Origin of the sequence: Balneicella halophila (genome assembly GCF_003096835.1) — a bacterium.
GTDB lineage: Bacteria > Bacteroidota > Bacteroidia > Bacteroidales > Balneicellaceae > Balneicella > Balneicella halophila.
In genome coordinates, this window is the sequence record NZ_QENZ01000003.1 from 122,959 (window position 1) to 135,761 (window position 12,803).

General features: G+C 34.7%; 14 protein-coding genes and 2 tRNA genes. 7 read left to right on the top strand and 9 right to left on the bottom strand.

Translation table 11 applies throughout. The annotated features are described in order from the left end of the window. The first annotated feature begins 23 nt into the window (after positions 1-23). Together C7377_RS00585 and C7377_RS00590 are read left to right on the top strand one after the other, a co-directional pair. Positions 24-97, top strand: a tRNA-Arg gene (locus C7377_RS00585). A gap of 35 nt (positions 98-132) precedes the next feature. Further along, positions 133-558, top strand: coding sequence for a DUF1573 domain-containing protein (locus C7377_RS00590; protein WP_116495406.1), 426 nt, complete (start codon positions 133-135; stop codon positions 556-558). Between the two features lie 59 nt (positions 559-617). Here C7377_RS00590 and C7377_RS00595 read toward each other — a convergent pair whose 3' ends face one another. Continuing rightward, positions 618-1,244, bottom strand: a complete 627-nt coding sequence (locus C7377_RS00595; protein ID WP_116495407.1) for a hypothetical protein — start codon at positions 1,242-1,244, stop codon at positions 618-620. Positions 1,245-1,336: 92 nt separating this feature from the next. Here C7377_RS00595 and C7377_RS00600 point away from each other — a divergent pair. The 5 genes from C7377_RS00600 (at position 1,337) to C7377_RS00620 (ending at position 4,376) form a co-directional block, all read left to right on the top strand. After that, a tRNA-His gene (locus tag C7377_RS00600) sits at positions 1,337-1,410 on the top strand. A gap of 98 nt (positions 1,411-1,508) precedes the next feature. Further along, on the top strand, positions 1,509-1,967 hold the full coding sequence (locus tag C7377_RS00605) for a hypothetical protein (RefSeq protein WP_116495408.1): 459 nt from the start codon (positions 1,509-1,511) through the stop codon (positions 1,965-1,967). A gap of 103 nt (positions 1,968-2,070) precedes the next feature. After that, a complete protein-coding gene (locus C7377_RS00610) occupies positions 2,071-2,502 on the top strand; it encodes a hypothetical protein (RefSeq protein ID WP_116495409.1) in 432 nt (143 codons plus the stop codon). Between the two features lie 72 nt (positions 2,503-2,574). Continuing rightward, positions 2,575-3,069 (top strand): RNA polymerase sigma factor, encoded by a 495-nt coding sequence (locus C7377_RS00615; RefSeq protein WP_262494775.1) that lies wholly within the window; start codon positions 2,575-2,577, stop codon positions 3,067-3,069. Positions 3,070-3,071: 2 nt separating this feature from the next. Then, a complete protein-coding gene (locus C7377_RS00620) occupies positions 3,072-4,376 on the top strand; it encodes a hypothetical protein (protein WP_116495411.1) in 1,305 nt (434 codons plus the stop codon). Here C7377_RS00620 and C7377_RS00625 read toward each other — a convergent pair. The 8 genes from C7377_RS00625 to menD all read right to left on the bottom strand — a co-directional run bounded on the left by C7377_RS00625 (position 4,362) and on the right by menD (position 12,794). Continuing rightward, positions 4,362-5,333 carry a glycosyltransferase family 2 protein gene (locus C7377_RS00625; protein WP_116495412.1) on the bottom strand — a complete coding sequence of 324 codons (972 nt, stop codon included), beginning with the start codon at positions 5,331-5,333 and terminating at the stop codon, positions 4,362-4,364. The genes C7377_RS00620 and C7377_RS00625 overlap by 15 nt on opposite strands. A 3-nt stretch (positions 5,334-5,336) precedes the next feature. Next, entirely contained in the window at positions 5,337-6,881 is a 1,545-nt protein-coding gene (locus tag C7377_RS00630) for a glycine--tRNA ligase (protein ID WP_116495413.1), read from the bottom strand. A 122-nt stretch (positions 6,882-7,003) separates the two neighbouring features. Further along, entirely contained in the window at positions 7,004-7,609 is a 606-nt protein-coding gene (locus C7377_RS00635) for a hypothetical protein (RefSeq protein ID WP_116495414.1), read from the bottom strand. 104 nt (positions 7,610-7,713) lie between these two features. Then, positions 7,714-8,646 carry a peptidylprolyl isomerase gene (locus tag C7377_RS09860; RefSeq protein WP_116495415.1) on the bottom strand — a complete coding sequence of 311 codons (933 nt, stop codon included), beginning with the start codon at positions 8,644-8,646 and terminating at the stop codon, positions 7,714-7,716. 73 nt (positions 8,647-8,719) lie between these two features. Further along, positions 8,720-9,715 (bottom strand): glycosyltransferase family 2 protein, encoded by a 996-nt coding sequence (locus tag C7377_RS00645; protein WP_116495416.1) that lies wholly within the window; start codon positions 9,713-9,715, stop codon positions 8,720-8,722. A gap of 12 nt (positions 9,716-9,727) precedes the next feature. After that, positions 9,728-10,549 (bottom strand): 1,4-dihydroxy-2-naphthoyl-CoA synthase, encoded by an 822-nt coding sequence (gene menB / locus C7377_RS00650; RefSeq protein WP_207778413.1) that lies wholly within the window; start codon positions 10,547-10,549, stop codon positions 9,728-9,730. A gap of 131 nt (positions 10,550-10,680) precedes the next feature. Further along, a complete protein-coding gene (locus C7377_RS00655; protein ID WP_116495417.1) occupies positions 10,681-10,974 on the bottom strand; it encodes a GIY-YIG nuclease family protein in 294 nt (97 codons plus the stop codon). 140 nt (positions 10,975-11,114) lie between these two features. Then, positions 11,115-12,794, bottom strand: coding sequence for a 2-succinyl-5-enolpyruvyl-6-hydroxy-3-cyclohexene-1-carboxylic-acid synthase (menD, locus tag C7377_RS00660; protein WP_116495418.1), 1,680 nt, complete (start codon positions 12,792-12,794; stop codon positions 11,115-11,117). Positions 12,795-12,803 lie beyond the last annotated feature (9 nt).

The window sequence follows — 12,803 nt, forward strand, 5'->3', positions numbered from 1 at the left end:
ATAATAATTTTGCAAAATAATAAGGCTCCGTAGTTCAGCTGAATAGAACGTCAGATTCCGGTTCTGAAGGTCACGGGTTTGAATCCCGTCGGAGTCTCACGTTAAACATAAAGTATAATAAAATCATTAATTATGAAAAGAAGTATTTTAATTGCAATTGCATTGTTCGCAGGTCTATCCTTTGCTATTGCACAAGACCAAAACACTAATAAGCCTGCACCAAAGTCAGAATCAAGCTTAGAATGGTTAAACCCTGTTGCTGATTTAGGTGAAATTCCAAGAGGCATTCCTGCTACTGCAACTTATGAATTTATCAATAATGGTGATAGGCCTGTAAGAATTACGAACGTAAGAACTTCATGTGGTTGTACTAGTAAAAAATATACTAAAGAGCCGGTAAAACCAGGTGAAAAAGGAGAGGTATTAGCAACTTACAATGCTGCTAGCTTAGGAACTTTCCAAAAAACAATCACTGTAACTACCAACGAAGGTTCTCAAAGAAAAGTTCTAAGAATCAAAGGAAAAGTAGTGAACAAAACAGACGAAGCTAAGAAGTAACAACTGTAAAATAATTTCGATTAAAGAGAGCATTAAGGTAATCCACTTTAATGCTTTTTTTATTCATAGAAATCAGCTATTTCTTGCAATAAGGAAGCATAAGCTGTACGCATTTTAAGGTTTTGATTCATCATTTGATAAACTTTTTTATCTCTCACTCCAACTTTTAGCAATACACGTTGCATACATTTTTCAAGATAGCTCCCTTTTCTAACCTCTATTCGCATGATGCTTTGTAAAATATGGGTAGAGAATAAGTTGGGCAAATAACCTAAGGATAAAATGGCAAAAATATGCAAGACCTCTTCATCATCATTCAACCACCGATGGATGTACGAATCAATATCAGGCAAACGCCTTAATAATTGTCGGGTAATCTGCTCCCACAGTTCAGGCGTATTCGCAACAAGGATATTAGCCTCCAATTCTTTAACCTCTACTTTATCTGGTTCTTCTAGCATAGCTGCCATAATGGTTTGTTCTCTTCCCCCAAATTCCCAAAATAATCGGGCTAACTCATGAGATGGCGCATAGTCAGATGCTATGGATTCTAAAAATACGATAGGTACTCCAAGTGACTTTTTATAAGTTGCACCATATTCTTTGTGCATTTCACGAATTTCACCATCTCTATGGTTAAAAATCCGTTTATTAATTTCCGTAAATAATTCTCGTAAAGGCTTCATAAGAAACAAAAATAATAAATTATTTGCTCAAAAAACAAGGATCTTTTAATCTATCTAAAGAAAAATATGTATATTTGCACCCGATAAAAATGGTAGGCGTAGCTCAGTTGGTTAGAGCGCTGGATTGTGGTTCCAGAGGTCGCCGGTTCGACCCCGGTCGCTTACCCTCAAAGCTTGTAGCAAAATGTTACAAGCTTTTTTTTATTTCTTTAGCATACTATTTTTTCTTTATTTTGCATTAACGTTTCATTTTTTAAGAAGGCTATGTTGAAATATTATTTTACGAAAAATAAATCCTTGTGGGGATTGTTTCTTCCCATCATACTTATCGGGCTTTATTCCTGTACAGATGATGATTTTGTTAAGGACTTTAACTATGTATCTATCCCTATAAATAGCGTTGACATTCCTGATACAATCTTTCTAGACCAGAAAACCACATTTACTGCGCACTCATTAATAAAGCAAGGTTGCCAGGTATATTTAACTATGGACTACGTAACTTTTGGGAAACAGATAATATCTACGGCTAAAGCAATAGAACATGAGGATCAAGATTGTGGAGAACTTACAGATCTTACGTTAAATATTGACTTCACGCCGAATAACATTGGATCATACACTTTTTTGTTTTGGGCTGGTGAGAATCCCACTACTGAAGTTGACAAGTACATCACTAAAGAAATTTTTGTGAAGGCTAAAAATACACAGGCTGTAGAATAATATTTATAGACTATCAATTCCGATATTTTTTCTGACTTTAGACGCAACCTTTTGCATTTTTTCACGTCTATACTATAGATTTTAATTTTAAAAGCTAAATGATATGAAAAAGTATTTGTTATTGGGAGTAGCTTTAGTAACGGCTACCCTTTTGTTACAGTCTTGTTTTGATGACGATGATGATTATATCAATTATGGTTACTTCGTAACCCCATTTGATAGCATCAGTATGCCTGATACTGCAGATTTTGGAGGAGTCATTAAAATCACTACCTACACTAAGTTAAAGGATAAGTGCCAAGCATTTTATACCTTTGACTACAAACCTCAAGATTCTATACGAACTGTATCAGCTATTGCAATTCAATATGATGAAGAGGAGGTTGCATGTGGTGAGGAAAAAACTATAGCTCCTGTATTGGATTTTAATCCTATACGCTCTGGAAATTACAAGTTTAAATTCTGGGCTGGGAAAGACACGACCACGAATACGGATATCTTTATAACAAAAGACATCCATATTAAAATGAAGTAAGTACAACTGGATCAAGATATAGACATACTCATTGCTCTTTGTTGTAAAAACGACAAAAAAGCACAGCAAGCATTGTACAATAAATATGCAAGTACAATGTTTGCTGTATGTATGAGATATTGTCATTCTAGGCAAGATGCTCAAGACGCCTTCCAAGACGGTTTTATCAAAGTCTTTCAACATATTCAATCTCATAAGAGGTCTGAGTCTATTGAAGGCTGGATACGACGCATTATGGTAAACACTTGTATTGACAAGCACCGTAAAGAAAACTGGATAGTGACAGACACCGTTGAACACCAATACAATGCACAGACTCTAAACCATGTGACTAAGGAAGATAGTCCCGTTACACTTCCGACAAACGAGAAACTTATTGAACTCATTCAGCAACTGCCTAAACAATATCGGACAGTCTTTAATATGTATGTGCTTGAGGAATATACGCACCAAGAAATAGCTAACCAATTGCAAATAAGTGTAAGCACCTCCAAGTCGAACCTCTATAGGGCTAGAAAGTGGTTGCAAAATGCAATAGCTGATGAAAATATATTGAATAATAAATAAAGATGGAAGATAATTTTTTTAATAACGTAAAAAAACAGCTGGGAGAGCATCAGGTTGCTCCGCCAGATACGGCGTGGGATGTCATTGAGACTAGCCTCGACCAAGGAAAATCATCGTCTTCTATCTTTTGGAAAAGATGGATGGGTGTTGCAGCTCTATTAGCGTTTCCAATAGGTATTGGGATAATTTTATTTTTATCTAAACCTAAGGAAGCAAAATACTACACTCAAACTCCTGAAAAACAAGTTTTTCAAAAACGAATCAAAGAAAAGAAAAGAACAGAAATTGCAACAGAAAATGAAGATGAGATTTCAAAACAAACTGATGTTAATAAAAGAACTATCTATCTAGCAAAAAAAAGTGAGCAAATTATTTCCTCCAATTCTATAACAGAAGACATTCCAGAAAAAGAACCCAAGAAGGAACTTCGTAACAAACCTGAAAACCAAAAGGATAATTCCAAAGTAACGCAAAAGAAGTGGAATGAAAATACTCATACAACTGTTGATAATAGAGAAAACATAAAGAAAACAAACAATCTGTCCCCACAGGAAAATGCTCCAAAGGAAATGTTCTCTAAGAAAAATAAAAAAATTCAAATTGAAATTTCACCTTATACTGGGATTACTAGCATTATGCCACTAAGTGATGCCAATCTAATCACAGCCAAAATGAATGATTTTTCTACAACCAATAGGGTGGCAATGACTTACGGATCTAATTTTAGTGTTCAAGTAAATTCTAAATTGAAAATTCGATCAGGTATAGGAGTGTTGAATATAGAACAGCAAACCCAAGATATTCCCCTTGCTTTGACCTATGGGAATGATGTTTCTATAGAAAACAATATAATTTCAGCTTCAAATTTGAAAGTTGCTCTACCTACATCTGGTCTTTATGAAGACATGGTTTACTCGAGTATGGAACTCAAAAACTCTCAACCTATTTACGAAACTTTGTCTTACGAATTACAATTTATAGAAATTCCGTTAGGCGTTGAATACAAATGGCTTGAAACTTCTTCGTTTGATTTGTTTACAACAACTGGAATCAGTACTTTATTAAGAAATAAAAACAATATTTATATTAATGAGAATCAACAATTCGCTGAAAGTACAAATATTAATAAAACATCATTTTCAGCAAATCTGGGTTTAAAATTCAACTACCAACTGAATTCTAAACTCTCTGTAAATCTAGAACCGCAAGTGAAATATTTGCTAAATACTGTTACGAATAATAACAACTTGAAACCATACACCTTGGGTGTTAATGTTGGCTTTTCTTGGAAATTATTTGACGAATGATTTTATATCTGCAAATACATAATAAATAGCTCCCATGAGGAAGTAAATATATTTTAAGAAAATAATTTTGAAACTCCCTTGATTTAAAATGTCTTTTAAAATACGAAAACCTTGTTTTTTGTTAGCGTTTTTACTGAAAAAAAAACGTTTCCCCAACTTCCCGACTTGCAACATATTTTTTTCAATTATCTTTCTATAGAGTTTCTTCTGATTAGATTCAACATGGAAATATCTTTTCTGCAAATAAGAAATAATCTTTTGATACGATTCTATCGATTTTAATGAAGCAGTTGTATGCACTATAGAATTTTCTCTCAATCTCCTTTGATAAAATTTCTTTGGCAAATAATAAATATTATCCAACAACGGCATCAATTGGTAGTGAAACAGAACATCCTCATGAAGTAGACCCTTTACAAAAAGAACTTCCACTAGTTTTTCCTTCTTTACGAAATAGAATGGAGCACTTACGACTACAGATTTTTGAAAAACTTCCCGTTTGAGAAACTCTTGTCCAGAGTAAATTTTTTCTTCTAATTTTTTACTTCTATCGAAATAGCCACCCTCTAATATTTCTTCTGTTCCATTTTTTTCTATAAAATCATAGCCATCAAAGGTGACCGCATCAAGATTATACTTTTCAATTAAGCTGTAGCACTTCTCTATAGTTTCTTTTTGTAATCGGTCATCACTATCTAAGAAAAGAACATACTTCCCCTCAGCCATTTTCACACCTTGGTTACGAGTAGCAGAAAGTCCTATATTTTCCTGGGTAAAGGATTTTATGCGAATATCATTAAACGTTCGTATTACTTCTAAAGTATCATCTGAAGAACCGTCATCGATAACTAAAGCCTCCCATGCAGAAAAGGTCTGTGCTAACACAGACCTTAAACACTCCGCAATGTATTTTTCAACATTGTATGCCGGAATAATTATAGAGACCTTGGGAGTCATTTTTTACAATTTCTCTAACAACGTTCGTAAGTTGACTTGCTTCCCAATAATCTTTTCTAAATCTTGAATTTTCACACGCTCTTGCTCCATCGTATCACGATAGCGTATCGTTACCGTATTATCTTCCATAGTATCATGGTCAACAGTTACACAAAATGGTGTTCCTATGGCATCTTGACGACGATAACGCTTACCAATAGAATCTTTTTCATCGTATTGACAATTGAAAGAATAACGTAATTCTTTGATAATTTCTTTTGCTTTCTCGGGCAAACCATCTTTCTTCACTAAAGGAAGAACTGCTAATTTTACAGGAGCTAAAGGTGCTGGAAGTTTCAATACTACACGCGTATCATTCTTTTCCTCATTTATTACTTCTTCCTCATAGGATGCTGACAAAACCTGTAAAAACATTCTATCCACTCCAATAGAAGTCTCAACTACGTAAGGAACATAACTTTCATTACGTTCAGGGTCAAAGTATTGGATTTTCTTTCCTGAAAATTTTTGATGCTGTGACAAATCAAAATCAGTGCGTGAATGAATTCCTTCTACTTCTTTAAATCCAAATGGAAATTGATATTCAACATCAGTAGCAGCATTGGCATAATGAGCCAACTTATCATGATCGTGATAACGGTAATCTTCATCATTAAAACCTAATGCCTTATGCCATTTCATTCGTGCCTCTTTCCAGTATTCAAACCACTTAATTTCTTCCCCCGGTTGTACGAAAAACTGCATTTCCATTTGTTCAAATTCACGCATGCGGAAAATAAACTGACGTGCCACTATTTCATTACGAAAGGCTTTACCTATTTGGGCAATACCAAAAGGCAATTTCATTCGTCCTGTTTTTTGAACATTCAAGTAGTTTACGAAAATACCTTGAGCCGTTTCCGGACGCAAATAAATAGTATTTGCTCCCTCAGCAGTTGAGCCCATTTCTGTAGAGAACATCAAATTAAATTGACGAACCTCTGTCCAATTTCGACTTCCAGATACCGGACAAGCAATATCACAATCAATAATTAATTGACGCAAGTCAGTTAAATTATTATCTTCCAAGGCTTTTACAAAACGACTGTGCGTTTCATCAATTTTTGCTTGGTTTGCTAAAACTCTTTGATTTGTTGATCGGAACTCTTCTTCATTAAAGGCATCGCCAAAACGTTTTTTTGCTTTATCGATTTCTTTATTAATCTTCCCCTCTATTTTCTGCAAATATTCTTCAATTAAAACATCAGCTCTGTAGCGTTTTTTACTGTCTTTGTTATCAATCAATGGGTCGCTGAATGCATCAAGATGACCAGAAGCTTCCCAAACCTTTGGGTGCATAAAAATAGCACTATCAAGTCCTACAACATTATCGTGCAAAAGCACCATGGCATCCCACCAATATTTCTTAATATTATTTTTTAGTTCTACACCGTATTGACCATAATCATACACAGCTCCCAATCCGTCATAAATTTCTGAGGATTGAAATACATAACCATACTCCTTACAATGTGCTACTACTTTTTTAAAAACGTCTTCTGATTTCATCTTCTTCTTTTTTCGATGCTACAAATGTACGAAAAACACCAATGTTTAGCTAAATTCAGTTTATAAAAAATGCCTCACTTTAAACAAAGCGAAGCATTTTAAAAATTACAAATGGTTTTTGTTTACTCTACAACATAACGAATTTCCATATCAATATTTTTTCCTTCTAACACTTCCCAGCTATCAGTCTCGGGTAATTTAAAATAAATAATATTACCTTTCTTATGTCTAATATCCACGTAAAAATTCCATTCAGTATCTTCATCTAATCTTTTTATTCCCACAAAGAAGTTATTATTTACCTTTAAATTCAGGGGAGATAGATCAATGGTCACTTTCCCATTTTCATTTTTCAACACTTTGAAGATTAATTTCGATTCTGTCAATTTCTCGTTTGGATTGCCGTTTTCATCTCTATCAAACAACAGCAATTCAAATTCAGTTTCTTTTGGATTCAAGCTACGTTGATTACTAAAGAAAAAAGACACATCTTTCAAAACACCTGAAAAACTCTTCTTAACCTCAACTTCTCCAACAAAAGAAATCCCCTGACTTATAGCATAATATCCATTCTGTCTTCCTCGTGTTTTTAATATCTTGTGACTGTCTTTATTGATTTTTTTAGCTACAACAACCTCCTCAAGATAAACTATTGTATCCTGTGCATACAAATTGAAACTTAAAAAGTATAGCACAACAAGCAATAATCCTTTTTTTATATAATACATATGAAAAATTTTATTAAAAAGGAGTCTTAACACCTCCTTTGTTTAATTAGAAAAGACTCTCCTCTTGATTCAGCGTGACAAAACTACTTTTATTTGCAGAGATATTATTTCACTTTTACCAACTCTACATCGAACAATAAGGTAGCATTCGGTGGAATAACGCCTCCAGCACCAGCAGAGCCATAGGCTAAATCTGAAGGAATTACTAATTTAGCTTTTCCTCCTTCGTTCAACAATGCAATACCTTCATCCCAACCTGTTATAACTTGGCCCATTCCAAGCAAGAATTCTATTGGTTGTTTTCTGCTATGTGACGAATCAAAAACACCTCCATCGGTAAACATGCCTGTGTAGTGTACAGCGACGGTTTGTCCCTTTATTGGCTTTTTACCCTCTCCTTGCTCTTCTATTTTGTAATAAAGTCCACTGCTTGTTTTATCAAATCCTTCAGTTAAATTCTTCAAAGCTTCTTCTTGTTCTTGCTTAGCTTTGGCTTCTCGCTCTGCTTTATCAGCATTAAACTTCTCAAAAGTAGCAACTGCATCAAATTTTTCTGCATCTTCGCCAACCCTAACAATTTCAACGCCCTCAATTGTATCCCCTTGGCTTATGGAGTTTACCACATCCATGCCTTCCACAACTTTACCAAAAACGGTGTGTTTATTATCTAACCAAGGTGTTGCTGTATGGGTTATAAAAAACTGGCTGCCATTGGTGCCTGGACCAGCATTTGCCATAGACAATATTCCAGGTCCTGTATGCTTTAATTCTACATGATATTCGTCATCAAATTGATAACCAGGACCACCAACACCAGTTCCTTGAGGACAACCTCCTTGAATCATAAAATCTTCAATTACTCTATGGAATTTCAATCCATTGTAGTATGGAGTACCTGCTTCTTTGGAAGTATTTTTAATTTTACCCTCAGCCAAACCAACAAAGTTTGCAACTGTTCCCGGTGTTTTTTGATATTCTAACTCTAATAAGATTTCACCTTTTGTCGTATTCAATTTCGCGTAAATTCCGTCTTTCATTCTTATTTATTTTAATTTGGTCTATTCTATTCAAAGGTACATTTTTTACGGTAAAATGTAAAAATCCGCTATTTTATCTGAATCCTTTTTTATACAGTAAAGGCAACAAATGCTTTAAAATTGCTGGATTTAAAGATGCTTTATAGAATGATAAAGCATCTTTCCAACGTTTTTGAGATGCAAAATAAAATATCCAGCGATACCAAAGAAAAGCGACAAACCGATGTTGATTAAAAACCTTTTGTTGTCTATTCCTTTGAATTAACTTTTCTATTGTTCCGTTAAGATTCTTCTTGAATATTTTTGAGTTTTCATTATTCTCTAAAAGATTGCCTATTACTATTAAATGAGTCACATCACCTTTTGTGAAATCTCCTCCGAATTCTTCTAGTTGCCTTCTTATGATACTGTCTCGTCTTTCAGCCATTAACTCAGCTTTCTCTTGAGATATATTTTCTGGATGACATCGGTAACCAACTAAATACTCTGGCAAGTTGTGTGCCTTCGGATTCCAGCGTTCGACAAAGTCATAATCTTCTGCTACGGAATAATCCTTATTGTACCTGGAAGCACCTAGAGCTGATTTTCGCATCATCAATGTAGAGTGAACAAAAGAAAATTGAAAAAGCATATTAATATAAATATCTTCATCATGGACTGGAGGTTGCAACTTTCCAATACGTTCATTGCTTTCAGTTATTTTATATGCCCAACTACCGCAAAGATTGCATTCTTTATTGTTGAGAAGATATTGTAACTGCTTTTCCAATCGTTTGGGGTAAGCAATATCATCACTATCTAAATTAGCCATAAAATCACCTTCCGCCAGATTCATTAGCCTATTACGAGTGTAAACAATTCCTTTGTTTTCTTCATTTTCAAAATATTTGATACGACTGTCTTGGAAAGACAACACTGCATTTTTTGAATTATCCGTAGAGCCGTCATTCACAATAAGCAACTCCCAATTCTGATACGTTTGCTGTAAAATGCTTTCAATCGATGCTCCAACATATTTTTCACTATTATAGAGAGGCATCAGCACTGAAACCAAAGGCTGTTTATTCATTATACGATCGATTTATGGGAATTTAGGGAAACGGTCAAAATTTGGCTTCCGTTTTTCCAAGAATGCTTCTTTACCTTCTTGTGCTTCCTCCATTAAATAAAACATCAAGGTTGCATCACCTGCCATTTCCATAAGTCCTCTCTGCCCGTCAAGCTCAGCATTTAAACCGCGCTTAACCATACGCAATGCCATAGGACTAAGTTCAATCATTCTCTGACACCATTCTATTGTTTCATCTTCTAGTCTCTCAAGTGACACAACTGTATTTACCAACCCCATTTCAAGTGCTTCTTTAGCAGAATATTGCTTGCATAGGAACCAAATCTCTCGGGCTTTCTTCTGTCCAACAATACGTGCCAAATATGAAGAACCAAAGCCAGCATCAAAAGATCCCACTTTAGGTCCTGTTTGACCAAAAATAGCATTTTCTGAAGCTATCGATAAATCACAAACTACATGCAATACATGTCCGCCTCCAATAGCATAACCATTAACCATTGCTACTACTGGCTTAGGAATAGAACGTATTTTCTTGTGCATCTCTAAAATATTCAACCGAGGAACACCATCGTCACCTACGTACCCACCAATTCCTTTTACGTTTTGGTCACCACCGCTACAGAATGCCTTATCTCCAGCACCAGTTAGTACGACAACTCTTACATCCGAATTCTCATGAGCTATATCCATCGCATCCAGCATCTCATTTACCGTTTGTGGACGAAATGCATTACGAACCTGCTCTCTATTTATTGTGATTTTCGCAACTCCCTCGAAAAATTCAAACCGAATATCTTTATATTCTTTTATTGACTTCCATTCTCTTTTCATAATATTTATTTTTTTCTTTTCAGTTCGAGTGATTTTGTAAGAAATCGTATCGAGAACTTCATTCTCATCATCTCGATACAAATTTGCTCGTTCCTCGCAAATCCACTCGATGTGACAAATAATTGTTTGTTATTTTATCTTATAAAATCTTTTTTAGACAAATTTACTAAATCTTCAAATTTCCCATCAATTAAAGCTCCTTTCTTTAATCTCGACCACTTCTTCAATTGCTTTTCCTTTTCAATAGCCATATTTATATCTGAAAAATCAGTATAAAAAACCAATTCTACAGGGCGTCTTTTATATGTATAACTATCTTTATGAAAACCTGTTTGGTGTTCTAACAAGCGATTTTCAATATCTGACGTAACACCCGTATAATAACTCCCGTCAGAACATCTTAATATGTAAACATAAAATATAGCCATACTTTATTAAATAGGGTTGTCAGTTCGAGTTATTTTTGAAGAAATCGTATCGAGAACTCTATACTCAACCTCTTCATACAAACTTGCTCGTTACTCACAAACCCACCCAATGTGACAGAATTTCTTAAATACAACATCAATTATTTTTTCTTCATAAATCTAAAATACCCTCGCAATACCTTGGCACTATCTATCTGTGGAGTAAATATCTCTAAAATTCTTGCTTTATTTCCTGTATAAAAATCTTTTAACTTAAGTTCCAAATCATTTTTATTGTCAACACTTTGGTAATTTATTCCCCAATGTGATGCTAAATGCTCATAGCTTTGGTTGCTATGTGTTGTTTCAAAAAATTGTTCCAATTCTTGGTGCTTCGATGAGGCTTCCAAGAAGCGGAAAATGCCACCTCCGCCATTATTGATAACAATAATTCGCAACTTTGGGTTTACATACTGATGCCACAGTGCATTACTGTCGTAACCCAAACTGATATCTCCTGTAATTAAAGTCGTAAAACCATCAAAATTATAAGCAGCTCCAACTGCTGTAGATGTACAGCCATCAATACCACTTACACCACGATTGGAAAAATAACTGACTTCAGCATTGTACGGAAATAATTGATGATAGCGGATTACCGTACTATTTCCTAAATGCAACAGGCTCTGGGCTGGAAGATTTTTTAGTATGACATTAAATGCTTGAAAATCACTCCATAATAAATCTTTTAGATAATTGTGATGTTTCTTATCTGCAATCTTAGCGAGTTCTCTCCATCTAGTAGAATATTCTTCGTCGCTTTTTTTCCATCCTTTTGATATTTGCTCAAAGAAAACTTCTGGTTTCAATGGGATGTTCTCTGACAAACACTGAAATGTATCTACAAAGTAGTCTCTTTTATTTAAATGCCAATGCTCTTTCGGAGGGTCTTTACGTAACCACTGTTTCACCATCTTGGAAATTAATGTTCCTCCGAAAGTTATCAACAAATCAGGCTGAAAAGATGAATTTTCAGGCATAGCTGATAGTAATCTATCGATATTATAATAAAACTTATCACTTTTTTGATTGGCAATGCTCTCAGTTAAAACGACTGCTTTCCCCTTATTTACCATAGAATCAAGCAAATCATTAAGTTTAGAATTTTCTGAAATAAATCCTCCTACAATCAACACACTAGATGCATCATTCAGTTTAGCTAACAATCGGTCTTGTTCATTTTTTGTAAGCTGTTGCGATAATTCTGTTGAGTGAATCACTTTATGCTTGTCATCATCATACTCTGTTTTGTCATATAAAGGCTCCCAAAATGGAATATTAATATGTACAGGGCGGTGTTTTTGTTTGCATAAATTAACAGCTTCATTTGCCATTCGTCTCGCATAAGCAACATCTTTTCGCTCACTCCCTGCAGGTAATTGATAGTGTTTTTCAACAAAATTGTTTAGTATTCCTTTCTGTCTAATCGCTTGCCCTACACCTTGGTCTATAAATTCTTCCGGTCTATCAGCAGAAATTACCAATAAAGGAATATTCTGCTCATAAGCTTCAGCTACAGCAGGTGCATAATTTAACACTGCTGTTCCAGAAGTACAGACTAAGGCAGTTGGCAAGTGTGATTGCTGACTTAATCCTAAGGCAAAAAATGCTGCCGTTCGTTCATCAACAACACTAAAACATTCAATATCAGGTTGTTTTGCAAAAGTAAGAACAAGTGGTGCATTACGTGAGCCTGGAGAGATTACCACCTGTTTCACTCCATTAGCAATACATGCTTGAAGAACTTCATACGCACTTCGATGATTTGAATATTCTGTCATATTTTTATT